The 15795-nt window shown below is 58.3% G+C and carries 12 protein-coding genes; 6 read left to right on the top strand and 6 right to left on the bottom strand.

Annotated elements, in window-relative coordinates:
* Positions 1-20 precede the first annotated feature (20 nt).
* The gene (gene pabB / locus ACILSR_RS14650) at positions 21-1196 is read left to right on the top strand and encodes an aminodeoxychorismate synthase component I (protein ID WP_395750530.1); all 1176 of its coding nucleotides are present in this window, start codon (positions 21-23) and stop codon (positions 1194-1196) included.
* Positions 1197-1331: 135 nt separating this feature from the next.
* Here the strand turns inward: pabB and ACILSR_RS14655 are convergent, their stop codons facing one another.
* The 3 genes from ACILSR_RS14655 to ACILSR_RS14665 all read right to left on the bottom strand — a co-directional run bounded on the left by ACILSR_RS14655 (position 1332) and on the right by ACILSR_RS14665 (position 7069).
* Complete coding sequence (locus ACILSR_RS14655) at positions 1332-4376, bottom strand: metallophosphoesterase (RefSeq protein WP_395750531.1); 3045 nt, start codon at positions 4374-4376, stop codon at positions 1332-1334.
* 411 nt (positions 4377-4787) lie between these two features.
* On the bottom strand, positions 4788-6137 hold the full coding sequence (locus tag ACILSR_RS14660) for a hypothetical protein (protein ID WP_395750532.1): 1350 nt from the start codon (positions 6135-6137) through the stop codon (positions 4788-4790).
* Between the two features lie 215 nt (positions 6138-6352).
* Complete coding sequence (locus ACILSR_RS14665) at positions 6353-7069, bottom strand: tetratricopeptide repeat protein (protein ID WP_395750533.1); 717 nt, start codon at positions 7067-7069, stop codon at positions 6353-6355.
* A gap of 303 nt (positions 7070-7372) precedes the next feature.
* On the opposite strand from ACILSR_RS14665, the gene ACILSR_RS14670 reads away from it, so the two are divergent.
* From ACILSR_RS14670 to ACILSR_RS14690, 5 genes are all read left to right on the top strand, one after another.
* On the top strand, positions 7373-8164 hold the full coding sequence (locus ACILSR_RS14670; protein WP_395750534.1) for an NIPSNAP family protein: 792 nt from the start codon (positions 7373-7375) through the stop codon (positions 8162-8164).
* 111 nt (positions 8165-8275) lie between these two features.
* On the top strand, positions 8276-9616 hold the full coding sequence (locus ACILSR_RS14675) for an SBBP repeat-containing protein (RefSeq protein WP_395750535.1): 1341 nt from the start codon (positions 8276-8278) through the stop codon (positions 9614-9616).
* A gap of 163 nt (positions 9617-9779) precedes the next feature.
* The gene (locus ACILSR_RS14680) at positions 9780-10286 is read left to right on the top strand and encodes a 3D domain-containing protein (RefSeq protein WP_395750536.1); all 507 of its coding nucleotides are present in this window, start codon (positions 9780-9782) and stop codon (positions 10284-10286) included.
* Positions 10287-10438: 152 nt separating this feature from the next.
* Positions 10439-10933 (top strand): GNAT family N-acetyltransferase, encoded by a 495-nt coding sequence (locus ACILSR_RS14685; RefSeq protein WP_395750537.1) that lies wholly within the window; start codon positions 10439-10441, stop codon positions 10931-10933.
* 92 nt (positions 10934-11025) lie between these two features.
* Positions 11026-12600 (top strand): long-chain-fatty-acid--CoA ligase, encoded by a 1575-nt coding sequence (locus tag ACILSR_RS14690; RefSeq protein WP_395750538.1) that lies wholly within the window; start codon positions 11026-11028, stop codon positions 12598-12600.
* Positions 12601-12787: 187 nt separating this feature from the next.
* Here ACILSR_RS14690 and ACILSR_RS14695 read toward each other — a convergent pair whose 3' ends face one another.
* From ACILSR_RS14695 to ACILSR_RS14705, 3 genes are all read right to left on the bottom strand, one after another.
* A complete protein-coding gene (locus ACILSR_RS14695) occupies positions 12788-13576 on the bottom strand; it encodes a ThuA domain-containing protein (RefSeq protein WP_395750539.1) in 789 nt (262 codons plus the stop codon).
* A 56-nt stretch (positions 13577-13632) separates the two neighbouring features.
* Positions 13633-14640: a hypothetical protein gene (locus ACILSR_RS14700; protein WP_395750540.1), complete on the bottom strand. Its 1008-nt coding sequence runs from the start codon at positions 14638-14640 to the stop codon at positions 13633-13635.
* Positions 14641-14760: 120 nt separating this feature from the next.
* On the bottom strand, positions 14761-15768 hold the full coding sequence (locus ACILSR_RS14705) for a hypothetical protein (protein ID WP_395750541.1): 1008 nt from the start codon (positions 15766-15768) through the stop codon (positions 14761-14763).
* Between the last annotated feature and the right edge of the window lie 27 nt (positions 15769-15795).

Raw genomic sequence — 15795 nt, forward strand, 5'->3', positions numbered from 1 at the left:
TTTCCTCCACACCCGCAGAAATGGTGGCACAACTGCGCCACCGCGAAGGCCTCGTCTGGATGGATTCCTCCCTCGCCACCCCCGGCGCCATCTCCATCCTCACCGCCGAACCCGTCGCCACCATCCAGGGCCACATCGACCACGACTGGGAAAAGGTCCGCTCCGCCCTCCGCATCCCCCGCGCCTCCGCCGGCGGCCTCTACGGCTGGGTCGGCTACGACGGCCACTTCACCTTCGGCATCTACCCCCACGGCCTCGTCTATCACCACGACACCTCCAAGTGGTACCAATTCGGCGACTTCAAACTCCCAAGCACCCCCTCCTCAGGCTCGCCCGCGCCTACGTCCCCGCCCCCGCCACCCGTCGCCCCACGCCTCCACTTCCAGCCCGGCCTCACCAGCGCCGAGTTCATCCGCAGGGTCCAGCGCGCCCAGGAGTACATCACCGCCGGAGACATCTACCAGGTCAATCTCTCCTACCCCTGGCACGCCCCCTGGCCTCAAGATGCCGACACCCTCGCCCTCTATTTAAAACTCCGCACCGTCTCCCCCGCGCCCCACGCCGGCTACCTGCAATTGGCCGGCACCACCGTCCTCTCCGCCTCGCCCGAGCTCTTCCTCCGCATGCAGGGCTCCCGCATCGCCACCCGCCCCATCAAAGGCACCCGCCCCCGCTTCGCCACCGACCCCGCCCGCGATGAGGCCGCCGTCCACGAACTCACCACCTCCCCCAAAGAACGCGCCGAACTCCTCATGATCACCGACCTCCAGCGCAACGACCTCGGCCAGGTCTGCGAATTCGGCAGCGTCTCCGTCCCCGAGCTTTGGCGCGTCGAAAGCTTCGCCCAAGTCTTCCACCTCGTCTCCACCGTCACCGGCACCCTCCGTCCCCACATCGATCACGTCGACGCCTTCCGCGCCTGCTTCCCCGGCGGCAGCATCACCGGCGCCCCCAAAAAACGCGCCACCGAAATCATCACCGAACTCGAGCCCCACCCCCGCGGCCTCTACACCGGCGCCATCGGCTGGTTCGGCTTCGACGGCCGCAGCCAATGGAACATCGCCATCCGCACCGCCGTCCAAAAAAATAACCAAATCACCTTCCACGTCGGCTCCGGCATCGTCGCCGACTCCATCCCCCAGCACGAATACGAAGAAACCCTCCACAAAGCCGCCGGCATCCTCGCCGCGAGCTGAGGCCTGTGCTTAGGAAGATCAGTTGACATAGCTCCAAGATCGCCAAGGGCCTCTATATCTGAAGATACTTCTCCCACAGTCTTCTTAACTGTAGTATGACTAGCATCTTCGCGGCGAGTAAAGTCATGCGCACTTTTATTCTAAGTTTTCGCCTGTCCTATTTCGAAAAATCCATCTGCTCGTTTCAACCTGACGAAATACTCGATCAAATGATTGTTTAATCTCACCATGGGAAGTAGTGCCAACTATTTTTTCCTCTCGGAGCCGGTGAGCAAGACGGAAAAGATCTTTTTCTTCATTTGAAACAACTTTTTCATCGGAACTAGACAAACGCCTCCGCAAATGCGCGTAGCATATTTCAATAGAAGCAAATGATTGAGTGGACTCAAGAAACTGAGTCATTAACGGATAACTTTCTTTCACTCTTAAATCGCTGAGCAATAAAATCATCAGCATCTTTTTCAGCTTATTATCTGTTTGATTTATATGCTTGATAACAGCTTGAACTATTCCGCCACTGGCCAAAAAAGCCGCAAGGAAGTCCTGGCCAGTTAGCGTTACCACATACGCAAGAAATGCCTTGAGAGCATCATCTGTTCTCGACCGGTAGTAATATTCAACAAGGTGAAAATTCGTGTCGATATGATAGTCCAAAATGCGCTCCAATAGAAGCACCTTCATGTCAATATCAATCCGCTCTAAATTTCTAAAAATCGTATAAAATGCCCGCAATGCTTCCGACCTCTTTGATATATCATCAATCGTTTGGTGCGTAGATGGATCAAGAAACCGAGTTCTTCTCTCGCGATCTAAGCGCCTGTCCGATTCATATGCAGCGTCTAATTCATCGCGGTTGGCTTCTTTACTCAGATCTTCGCGCATAACTTCCTCAGCCGTCCCCTTTCTCTCAGTGAGAATTTTAATATGCTCATCAAGCTCGGGGAGATCGCAACGCTTCGGGTTGGGCAATTCCGCCTCAATCACGCTTAAAACTGTTATAGCTAGGTTCTCATTTTCTCTCTTCAGTCCTGCAAACAATGATAGAGACTGCGCAATTGACACAAGTTTTGGTATTGAATCAAAACTTGAATTTTCATTGATTTTCCCTTCAGAAAAGGCTTTAGCAAGAAAATAATCGAAGTACACGTAGTGGGAGAAAGCTATCTGGCTGGTGGAAGCGATCAGGAATCCAGTCTTGAGAAGACCATTCACAATATCAGGCGCATTTGCACGAAGCCCCCCTTGCTGATAGTGTTCATCAATGAGCCCGTAAACAACACTTGTATCTAAATATAGAGCCATAGCCCTATGGCATTCTATAGCGATCTGTTGAAGGATTAATTTTCGATGATACGAAGTATCAAATTCACAACTTTGTCCTTCAGTAAGGCGGCGCGTTTCAATTTGTTCTAATAAAGATAAAAATGTAAGGGATGAAAACGTATGATCAGATACCGTGGGCAATCCTAATAGGTATAAGCTAATAATACCTGGTGAAGCTGGAAGGTCGCAATATCGCAATGCGTCGCTTACCATCTTGGTTATTTTATCAACATTCGAGTCAGAGGCTGAACGCATCTGTATTGCAAAATCGCGTATGCGGCTTGGCCCCCAAGGCCTCAATCCATAAAATGAACATTGTTTGTACCATCGCTGGTGATAAATCGCTTGAAGTGATAAGTCTTTGGTTAAACCGATTATATAAGTCCATCCAAACTCGTTGCAGATGGTATGAATGACTTCTACCCATTCTGTTTCCAAAGAATGAAATCCATCTGCTAACAATCTCACTTTGCTAGAAAATAGAAAATCTAAAGCAGCATCTGAGGCTTTCTCTATAAGCTGAATCAGCGCTTCACGGTTTGGCTGAAGATCGGTTTGAGAAAAGTTTATCAATACTGCGATTCCATCACTTGTTTGGCTACTTTCCAAGTCGTAGCTTGATGCTATCATTATAAATAGCGTGGACATTCCTGCATCCTTGTCAGCAAAGATGAAAGAATTGCCTTTTTTTAAGGTGCTGATATCCACACTTCTATTTTCGTAGGATGGTGATCCTGAAGATAAAGTCATTTTGCAAACTCGCGGCGTCACAAGGATCGGTTCATGACGATGTTGAGCTATAGATAAACGATTCTTTAAATCTTCGTATCTCGTGCTATTTTGTTTTAGGACCAAAGTTTGTGCGTAGACAGCACTGGACAGCCTTACAGGGTCTTTAAATGCGATGCGAAATGACTGCTTACCATGTTTCCCGGTCTTTGTGTCATAATCGAAAGCATCGCGTCCGCGGATGTACCAGTAGTATGTCAGTTGCGTTTCACCTGTGGATAAATTGATGTCTATAATTTGAAAACCATCTGCAAGCTCCTCTTTGACCTTGCCATCAAAAAACGCGCGTCCTAAAAGACAAAGAGTAGAACCCGTGGCATCTTCAATAGAATATGACTCTGGTTCATGCAGATGACCCGTTAGAATGAGCGGAAATTCACGCTTTAAGTCTTTTAGGGTTAATTCTTCATCCTCATTGAACCAATCAAAAGGGTGATGGCACAATGCAATTTTGAAATTTGCAGAAGCCAGTGCGTTTGTCGCTTTAGCCACCTGATATTCTGTAAGGTACAGGCGCTTTTTATCATCATTATCCACGCATAGCCAAGCGGAATTGAGTGCTGCGATACCCACACGTACACCATTAATCTCCAATATGCGCGTGGAAAAAAGTCCCTCCTCGAAGGACTGAAAAGCTGCGTCAGATCCCTCTCCCGGGTTTCTACGCTTATTAAATGCATTGAACGCTTCAAGACGTCTAGGGGCATATTTCCCCTTTTTCATTACTTCCGCTGCAGCTCGACTTTCTTTTATGGATTTGCATTCATTAGAGATGGGTGCCGATACTTGATTTCTATCGACGTCATGGTTGCCTGGAATTACGATTACATTTTTTGCGCTTAGCTGGAGCGTTTTTCGTATTGGTTCTAGAAAAACCTCTTCGGCTGCCAGGAACTCCTCCGCTGTTCCATGGTAAGCCAAATCTCCCGTGAAGAGTAATAGATCAGGCTTGAGTTTCTCTTCGGCTACATGCCGATTAAAAGCTTTCACACGGCGTTGAATGTCCTCTCGGGATTTTTCCTGAAAATGTAGGTCCGTGAAGTGCAAAATCTTAAGATCTGTGGCCATTTTAAGATGGTGAGGCATAAGGCATAACTTTGCAACTCTAGTCGTAAGAAAATGACAGCGTCCGAGCTTGGGTTAAGAAATTGGGGGTTGTAGGTAACTGGGGAAAAAGTGCGAATGATTGACAAAGGTTTTGGGCGATAGAACTCCCTTCACACCCCAGGTTTGCCCGCCAAAAGCGAGTCCCCCATAAATCCCCAACCAACTGGACGCGATTTGGCCCTCGACCCATCCCGGAAAATCTGGCTTCGCCTTCCGCTGCACTTCCAAGCTGCGGTTCCCACCTCCGGCCATCCCCTCGGTCCCTCATTCCCTGGCCCAGAGAGCAGTGCCCTCTTTTTCGCGCCCCCTCACTCTTCGTTCCACAGCCAAGCCGCCCTGAATTCAGGTGTTCTTCTATATCTCGACATCAACTTAGGACCCACTCCTCACCCGCACATCCTTCCTCACCTTCAGTCTCCCCAGCCGGTGCTCCCCTATCACCCACACCTGCAGTTTCCCAGGCTTCTTCAGCAGCCCCACCGGAATGCTCACACTCCCGGCGCGACGCTGCTCCGGACTTAGAACGATGGGATGTCGCCCGTAGCTGTCCCCTTCATTGAAAAGATAGACCGCAGCTATCGGGATGTTCTCGCTGCGGAACGTCACCTGCCACTCCTCGGCCAGCGACACGCTTCCCTCCGGCAGACTCAAATCCAGATCGCACACCGCAAACTCACACGCAGGACTGGTCGAGCCATCCGGCCGCTGCACATGCGCCGTGTAGTCGCCGCAGTCCGTGAAACTGCGCTCCACCACACCCGGCCCGCTCACCGCCACTTCCTCCACCACCTTGCCATCACGCTGGATCACCAGCGCCTTCACCCCCAGCCCGTCCCGGTCCATCACATGGATCTTCACTGGCTTCCCCTTCTGATACGGCACCCAGTCCCCGAGATCTAGCAGCAGCGTGCGATTGATCTCCGGCCGCTTCGCATCCAGCTCATAATTCGGGAACTGTAGCGACTCAGCCCGGTTCCCACCTCTCCAAGCATCCAGATCCGTGATGCGAAATAGCTGCTTGTTCCGGTGCTTCAGATGCGCGTCAAACTCCGCCGCGCTGCGCATCGTCGTCTTCGTCGTCATAGGCCGGCTTTCCTCCACACGCACCGAAGTCACGTGTCCCTGCGCATCCTTCGTCACCGCCGTCACCATCTCCACATGCGAGCCGTCTCTTTCCGTGCTGTGCGGCGTGTAAATCACATCCCCCACCTGCACGGCCTCAGCCCCCTGCGGCTGCACCAGCTCGACCCCTTTCCCCACCGCCGGCCCCTGCCTCCGACTCACCTCCGGAATCGCACACTGCAGCGCATAACTGGTAAACGACGAGCACACCGTCCCATAAAAGCTCGCCGCATTCGCCGTCTTGCCCGCCAGGTTTTCAGTGTACAAGACGCTCAGCGGATTCTCCACCGCCGCCAAAAACGTGCGCAAATTGATGTCAAAGCCGATGTATCTCCCATCCGACTTGGCGCTGGAGTACGGCACCCCAACATACTCCTTCCCCTTCTCAAAAAAGCCCCCATTCCTCTCCGGCATCGTCCCCGCCACCGGCGTCCACCTCACCTGCGAAAGAATATGCGCATGCTCCGCCGCCGCAGCCTGCCATGGCCCCACCCCCGCCTTGCCCGGTTTCGAAACCTCTTCAGCCAAACCTGCTCCCGAGGCCACGATGGCGAGTAAAGCGGTGGCAAGGACGCGAAAATGAAAACGAAGCGTGAGCATAAGACGGGACGGTGACATACAAAACTGCACCAGCATCTCGAACTATCGCATCGCCCCACCTTGAAGCCCCGGTTTGGAATCCTTTTCCGCGTATTCCGTGTGTTCCGTAGGCCATCCATTCCATTGACGCCTTCTTACGACTCTGTCACTACAGTCTCAGTCAGGGTTCGATCTACGGTTTTGCAGCCATCCGCCACAGCACCACCTCAACCTGCTCACACTGCAGTTTTCTTGAGCCGTCCAGCCTTGACTGTCAGCGAATGCTCCCGACCCAGCACACGCTCAGCGACCGCCAGCAACTCGCCGATCTCTTTCTGGCATTCTTCCTGCCGCCCCATCTGGTGCAGGGCATACGCAAGATTGTAGCGCGCCCAGAGCGTCTCCACATTCTCCGCACCCAGCACCCGCGTCTGCGCCGCAATCAAACTCCGGCTCTCCCTCACCGCCTCCGTATTCTTGCCCTGCGCACCAATCACAGCAATGAAGTCCGCCCGGCAGCGCAGCGTCTTGGGCGAATCGCTTCCGATCACACGCTGCATCAGCGGCAGCACAGTGCGATACTCCTTCTCCGCTTCTGCCATTCGTCCCTGCTGCGCCAGAGACAGCGCCAGGTTCTTGCGGATCACCAGAGTCTCCTTGTACTCAGCGCCGAAGACCCGGGTGGCTATGGGGAGCAATTCCCGGCCCTCCTTTTCCGCCGCCTCACCCTGCTCAAGATCTAGCATCGCGGCGATCAGGTTTGTGCGGCTGTACAATGTCTTGGGATTCTCCGCCCCAAGTTCCTTCGTGCGCTTCGCCACCAGTGCCTTCGCATCCCTGCAGGCCTTCAGTCCACCCCCTGCCGTCGCACAACCAACCACAGCACAACAGCAAGTGAAACCAAGCAGGACGACCGCGGGAGTAAAAACGAATTTCATGGAGATAAAAGGCAACGCTACCACCCGCCCAAACTTGCAGCTCCGTAGGGCTGTCATTCAAATGCCAGTCAAGAAGGGCACTCGTTAAGAGTCTTCTCGTTTCAGCGTTCCAGAACGGGGTAGAAAAATGTCCCCTCAACCTCTAAACCTAAAATTTTCCTACCCCTAATCTTTCTACCTTCATTCCGGCCTTCAAAGCAAGAAGCGTTCAGCCCCCGCACAATTCACAATCGACAACCTCAACCGCGTGCCATTCCCGCCCGCCCGCCAAGCAATCTGATAAGCCCGCCTCTCCACCGCCGTTCCTTCCACCCTCTCATGACCCGCCTCACCTTCCTCGCCCTCTCTCTCTTCACCCTCGTCGCCCCTCTCCTCCACGCCGCGGACGCCGCGCCCTCCCCCGTTTACGAACTCCGCATCTACACCTGCAACGAAGGCAAGCTCGACGCCCTCCTCGCCCGCTTCCGCGATCACACCTGCAAGCTCTTCGAAAAACACGGCATGAAGAACATCGGCTACTGGGTCCCAGTCGATGAAGAAAACGGCTCCAAGACCACCCTCATCTACGTCCTCGAACACAAGAGCCGCGACGCCGCCACAGCCAGCTTCAAAGCCTTCGGCGCCGACCCCGAGTGGCAGGCCGCCCGCAAGGCCAGCGAAGAAGCCGGCAAGATCCTCGCCAAGCCCCCGGAGTCCATCTTCATGACCACCACCGACTACTCCCCGCCGGTGGCCGTCGCCAAAGCCGGCAAACCCCGCGTCTTCGAAATGCGCACCTACACCACCAAAGACGGCAAGCTCGACGCCCTCCACTCCCGCTTCCGCGACCACACCATGAAGCTCTTCGAAAAGCACGGCATGACCAACCTCGCCTACTGGACCCCCTCGGACGCCGACAAAGGTGCCGGCAAAAAGCTCATCTACATCCTCGCCCACGACAGCAAAGAAGCCGGCCTCGCCTCCTTCACCGCCTTCCGCGCCGACCCCGACTGGGTCAAAGCCAAGGCCGCCAGCGAAGCCGCCAACGGCGGCTCCCTCACCATCGAGCCTCAGTCCGAAGGCGTGAAGAGCATCTACATGAAGGCCACCGATTTCTCGCCCATCCAGTAAGGAAGCGTAAAACAAGTCCGAACGCCGCAAGAGATCCAGCTCAGAAACCTAGCCTCATCTCTGCGGTCTTCGAATCTCTGCGTTGTAAAATCCGGCTCCCTCTCCAGTCCCATGCGCTCCCTCTGCCTCGCCCTCCTCGCCACCTCCCTCCACGCCGCCACCCCCACCTTCGAATGGGTCGCCGCCTGCGGCGGAGCCAAGAGCGACAAGACCCGCGCCGTCACCTTTGACCGCGAGGGCAATGTCTTCATGGCCGGCGAAGCCACCGACGACGGCACCTTCGGCGACCAGAAGCGCACCGGCCTCGGCAGCACCGACTTCTTCCTCACCAAAGTCTCCCCGGATGGCAAGTTCCTCTGGGTCCGCAGCCTCGGCGGCAGCCTGGTGGACCGCGGCTACGGCGTCGCCACCGACCCCGCCGGCAACATCTACGTCACCGGCCACTATCAAAGCACCGATGCCCAGGCCAACGGCCACCTCCTACCAAACGCGGGGGATTACGACGTGTTTATTGCCAAATACGACACACAAGGTGCGCTCCTCTGGATCAAAACCGCCGGCGGAAAAGGCTACGATTACGGCCACGGCATCGCCGTCGATTCCCATGGCGACATCGTCGTCACCGGTTCGGTGGCAGGCGAAGCCAAGTTCGGCGACGTCGTCGTGAATGCGAACGGCACCTCGGTCCGCCCGATCTTCTGTGCCAAATATGACCCCTCAGGCAACCTGAAGTGGGTCAAGGCTACCAGCGGCAAATTCAACGGCAGCGGCCACGGCCTCGGCGTCGATGCCAAAGACGCCATCTATATAGGCGGCAACGGCGGCGGCGAGGGTTCCTTGGATGGAATAGCGCTGCAATCCAAAGCACAGGGTGGCATCGTGCTGAAACTCACCCCCGAAGGCACAGGCGTCTGGGCAGCCTCTCTCCCCGGCGCACCCAGTGCCGGCTTCCACGAAATCGCCGTAGATTCCACCGGCCGCACCTGGTGCGCAGGCATGTTCAAAGGCGTCCTCAACGGTGGCCCCGTGCAGTCCACCGGAGACAAAGACAACGACGGCGTCCTCGCCCACTTCAGCCCCGAAGGCAAACTCCTCTGGAGCCAAGTCCTGCAAGGTCCTGCAACCGATTACTGCCTCGGCGTCGCCACAGACAACACCGGCCGCTGCTTCGTCACCGGCGAATTCTCCGAAACCGCCACCTTCGCCGGTCAGACGCTCAAGACCCAGGGTGCCACCGACATCTTTACGGCCTCTTTTGACGAAAAAGGCGCCCTCGAGTGGCTCCTGCCAACCGGGGGTGCAAAGGGGGACAATGCCTATTGCATGGCCTGGCACCCCTCTGGAAGGCTGATTTTTTCGGGGGCATGTGTCGCACCTGCGACATTCGGCGAACAGACCATGACGTCTCCCGGCGGGGCGGAGGCTTACGGGGCGGTTTTGCGTTTAAAGTGACACAGTGGCGCTGAATTAAGGCTTGGGATGGGATAAATCCGGATTTTTGACCAGGCCGGGTTACAAATCGCTGCGTTGACAGGGGTGTCGAACTCGTCACCATGCGCGCCCCTCGCCCGGGCCCCCCATCCGGAAGAGCGCGACCCAACAACCAACCCAAAGATTGAAACCAACCATCCTCCTGTGCCTCGCTGCCATGTGCGTCTCCGCTGCCGCGGAAGAAGTTAAAAGCTCCTCAACCACCACAACCCCAGCTGGCACACCAGGCCAGGTCATTGCAGGCGTCAAGACAACCGCCTACACCCACGACGAAGGCGACCACATCGAATACGGTGCGCGCACCGCCGCCGGTACCCCCCTCAAGCACGGTCAGATCCGCAGCGCCGCTGCCGACTGGTCCATCTACCCGGTGGGCACGGTATTCCAGATCAAGGGCGATCCCTCGCTCTACGTCGTCGATGACTACGGTTCCGCCCTCGTCGGCACTCGGACCATCGATCTCTACAAGCCGACCTTCGGCATGATGAACAGCTGGGGCACGCGCCGCGTGACCATCCAGGTGCTCAAGTGGGGCTCGTTCACCCGCAGCCTCGCCATCCTGAAGCCACGCGCCTACAAAGCCTGGCACGTGCGCGAGATGGTCGCACGCATCGAATCGCGTCAGGCCTGATCCATTTCCCAACCCCAAAACCTGAAGCCACGGAGTCGCATGGTCGGCTGCGTGGCTTTTTGTTTCCCTCAACGTGCCTGCAGCGCCATCCCATCCCGGCCAGCTTCACAAAACGCTGGTAAATCGCACGATCCGGTTTCTTTGGCGAAGTCATGAGCGACGATTCCGCCACCGTCCACGAAGCCGATCTCTCCCAGCCGGAGGATCAGGCAGCCACCCTTCATCTCCTCAATGCCTATGCCATGGACCCCATGGGCGACGGCAAGCCCCTTTCGGAGACAGCCAGACGCGAGGTGGTTCCCGGGCTGCGTGCCCACCCCACGACGCTGGTCTTCCTCGCCACCTGCGGCGGCCAGCCTGTGGGCCTCGCCATCTGCTTTCGCGGGTTTTCCACCTTTGCCGCACGGCCGCTCATCAACATTTCGGACTACTTCGTTCTTCCCGGCCACCGGGGTACAGGCATTGGGCGTGCGCTGCTTGAGGCCATCGAGCAGCGTGGCCGGAAGCTGGGCTGCTGCCGGCTCACCCTGGAGGTGCAGGAGCACAACCACCACGCGAAGCGCGTCTATGCCGCCGCCGGTTTTTCACAGGCGGTGTACGTGGCCGAGGCGGGGGGCTCTCTCTACCTCACCAAATCGCTTTCCTAAATAGGAGAGGCCGCAGAGGTCCTCGCCCTCGGGCTGCTTCTTTTCTCTCGCCTTATTCAGCCGCATTCGGCTAGGCTTTGCGCCTTCTTTCCATGGAAACGCCTCTCTCGCCTCTCGACTTCGCCCGCCGTGCCCGCCGCTTGTATGCTGATCGCGAGGCTGTGGTGGATGGAGACCGCCGCTTCACCTACCGCGAGTTCTTCGAGCGCTGCGACCGCTGGTCTGCGGCGCTGCAGGGCCTGGGCGTACAGCCGGGGGACCGGGTGGCCACCATCGCCCCCAATACGCATGCGCACCTGGAGGCCTTCTACGCCGTGCCGCAGATCGGCGCGGTCATTGTGCCGATCAATTTCCGCCTCACCGCCGCCGACTTTGCCTACATTCTGAACCACAGCGGCGCTCGCATCGCCTGCGTGCATGCGGATTACCTCGACGCCGTGGACTCCATTCGCGACCAAGTGCCCGGGGTGGAGCATTTTGTGGCCCTCACCGGCAGCAAGCCCGGCTGGACCGACTACGAGACCACGCTGGCAGCCTCCGCGCCCCATTTCACCGCCCCCGCTGAGATCAGCGAGACGGACATGATCGCCCTGAATTACACCAGCGGCACCACGGCGAATCCCAAGGGCGTGATGGTCAGCCACCGCAACACGGCCTTCAACATCATGGGCCACCTCATGCACACGCACCTCACCAGTGCGGACCGCTATCTGTGGGTGCTGCCCATGTTTCATGCCAATGGCTGGACCTTCGTCTGGACCGTCACCGCCGTGGGCGGGCGGCATGTGTGCATCCCGAAGGCAGACCCCCGGCTCATCTTTGAGGCGATCCGAAAGGAGGGCTGCACCCTGCTCTGCGCCGCGCCCACCGTGCTCATCGGCATGGCCAATGCGCCGGAGGAGGTCCGCCAGGACGTGCCGCGCGGCGTCCGCGTCATCACCGCCGGCGCGCCACCCGCCGCCGCCACCATCGAGCGCATGGAGGGCGAGCTGGGTTGGGAGATCACCCACGTCTATGGCCTCACGGAAGTTTCGCCCATCGTCACCATCAGCGAATCCCGCCCCGAACATGAGCAGCTCAGCGCAAGGGAGCGCGCGGTGATCAAGGCCCGTCAGGGCGTGGAGTATCTGGCCAATGCCGAGGTGCGCGTGGTGGACGACGACGGTCAGGAAGTCGCCAAAGACGGTGCCTCGATGGGCGAGATCATCATCCGCGGCAATGCGGTGATGAAAGGCTACTACAACGACCCCGCCGCCACCGCCAAGGCCATCCGGGGCGGCTGGTTCTACAGTGGAGACGCTGCTGTGGTGCATCCCGACGGCTACATCGAAATCCGTGATCGCTGGAAGGACATCATCATCAGCGGTGGTGAGAACATCTCCTCCGTGGAGGTGGAGGGTGTGCTGCTGCGCCACCCGGCTGTACAGGAATCCGCCGTGGTGGGCCTGCCGCATGAAAAATGGGGCGAAACCCCGCAGGCCTTCGTCGTACTGCGTCCCGGTGCCACCACCACTTCTGAGGAACTGCGGCTCTTTTGCCGCGAGCACCTGGCGCATTTCAAAGTGCCGCATGGTTTCGAGTTCATTGCTGAGCTGCCCAAGACCGCCACCGGCAAGATCCAGAAATACGTCCTGCGCGGTGGCCGTGCAAACATGACGGCGCAGTAACAAGCGAAGCCGCGCAGCATCTGAGGAGCGCGGAATTTATTCCGCAGCAGGTCGTCCGCGCCTGGCGGGTGTTCGCTCATCTCATAGTGCGCAAACACACTGATTCCCGGCACGTCAAAGCGGCGGGCAAAAGCGGAGTTGGATCTGCAGCGGAGTGCTGCGGAATAAATTCCGCGCTCCTAGGCGCTCACTGCCCCGCCAGCTTCCCATCCTCCACGTGCACCGTGCCGCCGCGCACTTCGATCTTCTCCCGCGCCTGCTCCACCGGCACATGGCGTGGCGTGCTGGCGGCTTCGCCCTGCGGGCGTGCCCAGCGGATGCCATTGGCGATGACACGCTGCACGTCTGGCAGGTGGTAGATCGGGTACACCTCATGCCCGGGGCTGAAGTAAAAGATGCGGCCGCTGCCGCGCGTCCAGGTGGCGCCGCTGCGCATCACCTCACCGCCTTGGAACCAGGAGACGAAGATCAGCTCGTCCGGCGTGGGAATGCCAAAGGGCTCGCCATACATCTCCGACTGCTCGATCTCGATGCAGTCACCAATGCCCGCTGCGATGGGGTGGCCGGGGTTGATCTTCCACACACGTTCGCGTTCGCCTGCCTCGCGCCAGCACAGCGCGCAGCTCGTGCCCATGAGTCGCTTGAAGATCTTGGAGAAATGCCCCGAGTGCAGCACGATCAGCCCCATTCCTGCGAGCACCCGCTGCTGCACGCGCGTCACCAGCTCATCGCTCACCTGATCATGTGCCGCGTGCCCCCACCACAGCAGCACGTCCGTCTGATCCAGCACCACGGGCGGCAGGCCCTGCTCGGGCTCATCGAGTGTGGCAGTGTGGACGATGAACGCGCCATGCTTGGCCAGCGCCTCCGCCAGCGCCCCATGAATGCCCTGCGGATAAATGGCCGCCACGGCAGGGTTTTGCCGTTCGTGGACAAATTCGTTCCAGATGGTGACGCGGATGGGGCTGGCTGACATGCCTGGCACTCAAGCGTGCTGCCGGGAGCGCGCAATTGCGGTTTCGTCACAGGCGGTTATTCACCGCCGAAACGGTTGTCGTGGATGCTCGCCTTCCACTCTCCCTTGGGCTCCAGTGGGTCGTCTTCCAGCGCGGGATTCCCACGCTGGCCCACGAGGCGGATGGCGCGGCCAAAGGGCTTGAACTTGTCCTTGGACGCTGTCCGCTCGTGCATGAGGAAACGGTTGTTGTAGATCTCCACGGTGGTGGTCACGCCCGGGCAGTCTCCTGCGTAGATGTCGTGTTTGGGGTAGAGTCCGTTGGTTTGCAGCAGTTCGCTGCCATCCCCCACCTTCACGTCGGGGTGCGCACGGAAGACATTGTCGTGCACCACGAGCAGGCGTGTGGCCGGGCGCGGCGGGCGTGTCTCCGCGCCGTTGTTTTCATGCGTGTCCAGGCACCAGTTGGGCGGCGATGCGCCGCTCGTTTCAAAGGCCCTGGGCCTCGGCATGCGGGTGAATTCATTGAAGCGTGCCGTGTAGCCGCTTCCGCGTGAGCCATTGCTTGCGATGGCGTGCCAGGCCCACTCGATGCGGTTGTGGTCAATGATGTGGCCGTCTCCGCTGCCGTTTGCGATCAGGACAGGATACGCCGCGATGTCGTGCAGGTGGTTGTGATGGATGTGGGACTTCACGCTGTCGCGAAACAGGGCGATGCCTCCGCGTTGAAACTGCAGGATCTCGCAGTGGTCCACCTCCGCATTCGTGCAGGACACGGCATAGCCCGAGGCCTTGACCGGCTGGGCGTCGATATCTTTGAAAAGCGGGTTGGGCCCGACGATACGCAGTCCGGTGAGCCTCGCCCCAGGCAGCAGCGCGATCGCCGCGCGCTCTCCCACAGGCTCCGCCTGGAGCGTGGCCCCCTCGCCTGTGAGCGTGACCTTTTCCGGGACGATGATATGGTCATCCTTCAGCGCGATCTCCGCTCCTTTGGCCAGACGCACCATGCTGCCCGCCGTGGCGGCTGAAAGCGCGTGCTTCAGCTCAGGGAGAGAGGAAACGGGTGTGTCTGCCGCCCACAACATGGGCGGTGACAGGCAGACCGCCATCGAAAGACCAGCACACCAAAACTCAAAACGCATAGGGCAGACAAACGCCTTTTCTCATCAGCTCCTCACAGAAGAAGATGGCCGTGGCGCGGGAGGCTATTTCGCCTTCAGCGCGAACTTCTGCACGCGATGATTGTAGCTATCGACAACGAAAAGGTCTCCGCGGCTGTTGATGGCGATGCCATGCGGGGCGTAAAAGTGCCCGGGCTCGGTGCCCTGCGTGTCGCCAAAGCCGCCGAGGTATTTTCCCTCACGCGTGAAGCACTGCACGCGCCCGCTCACAGCAGTGATCCACAGCCGGTCCTGGTGATCAAAACAGAGGCCGATGGGCCCGATCAGGCCTGCCTTGAAGGCTGTGAACTTCCCGCCAAAGCCGCCCGGTTTGTCCTCCAGCGTGCCCCAGGCCAGGAGGGGTTTGCCTTCCGGTGAAAACTGCTGCACACGCCCCACGCTCGCCTCTGTAGTGAAGACACTGCCATCCCGGCCTAGCGCGATGAAGTTCGGCCCTCCCACACGCGATTTGGGATTCGTGTTTCCGCCAAACTGCCCCGGCTGCACGCCGTATTCGCCCCACTTGCGCAGGAATTTTCCCTCCTGGTCAAACACCTGCACACGGCGGTTCGTCTGATCCGCCACAAACACCTCGCCCGTTTTGCTGATGGCGATTCCGCCCGGGAAATCAAACTGGCCGTCCTCTTTGCCGGTGGAACCCCATTCGCGGATGAACTCTCCCTTCTGCGAATACACGCTCATGCGGTCCGGTGTTCTCTTGTCCTTCGTGAGACGCGAGGTCGGAAAATGACTCAGATAAAGCCGGTCGCCATCGATGGCAATGCCGCCCGGATTTGGCAGCACCCCGAAATGCGCCAGGAGCTTTCCATCCGCATCAAACTTCTGCACCCGGCTGTTGTAATGATCCGCCACAAACACCTCGTCCGCCGCATTGATGGCGATGCCGATGGGAATGTTGAATTCGCCGGGGGCGCTGCCTTCCTTACCCCAGGTGGTGATGAACTCAGCGGTGATGGACGGAGGATCAACTGCCTGCACCCAAGACAGCAGAAAGCTGCTGAGCAGTAGAAAAAGCAGGCGGGAAGAGCTCATGGTTGAGGCCTTAACAACGCAGCGACC

Origin of the sequence: Prosthecobacter sp., from assembly GCF_044222565.1 — a bacterium.
Taxonomy (GTDB): Bacteria; Verrucomicrobiota; Verrucomicrobiia; order Verrucomicrobiales; family Verrucomicrobiaceae; genus Prosthecobacter.

What these genes read in the sequence shown, in the direction of transcription:
- ACILSR_RS14705 (WP_395750541.1), bottom strand. Translation starts at nt 15,768, where the DNA reads ATGAGCTCTTCCCGCCTGCTTTTTCTACTGCTCAGCAGCTTTCTGCTG.
- ACILSR_RS14700 (WP_395750540.1), bottom strand. Translation starts at nt 14,640, where the DNA reads ATGTTGTGGGCGGCAGACACACCCGTTTCCTCTCTCCCTGAGCTGAAG.
- ACILSR_RS14675 (WP_395750535.1), top strand. Translation starts at nt 8,276, where the DNA reads ATGCGCTCCCTCTGCCTCGCCCTCCTCGCCACCTCCCTCCACGCCGCC.
- pabB (WP_395750530.1), top strand. Translation starts at nt 21, where the DNA reads ATGGTGGCACAACTGCGCCACCGCGAAGGCCTCGTCTGGATGGATTCC.
- ACILSR_RS14670 (WP_395750534.1), top strand. Translation starts at nt 7,373, where the DNA reads ATGACCCGCCTCACCTTCCTCGCCCTCTCTCTCTTCACCCTCGTCGCC.
- ACILSR_RS14660 (WP_395750532.1), bottom strand. Translation starts at nt 6,137, where the DNA reads ATGCTCACGCTTCGTTTTCATTTTCGCGTCCTTGCCACCGCTTTACTC.
- ACILSR_RS14685 (WP_395750537.1), top strand. Translation starts at nt 10,439, where the DNA reads ATGAGCGACGATTCCGCCACCGTCCACGAAGCCGATCTCTCCCAGCCG.
- ACILSR_RS14695 (WP_395750539.1), bottom strand. Translation starts at nt 13,576, where the DNA reads ATGTCAGCCAGCCCCATCCGCGTCACCATCTGGAACGAATTTGTCCAC.
- ACILSR_RS14690 (WP_395750538.1), top strand. Translation starts at nt 11,026, where the DNA reads ATGGAAACGCCTCTCTCGCCTCTCGACTTCGCCCGCCGTGCCCGCCGC.
- ACILSR_RS14655 (WP_395750531.1), bottom strand. Translation starts at nt 4,376, where the DNA reads ATGGCCACAGATCTTAAGATTTTGCACTTCACGGACCTACATTTTCAG.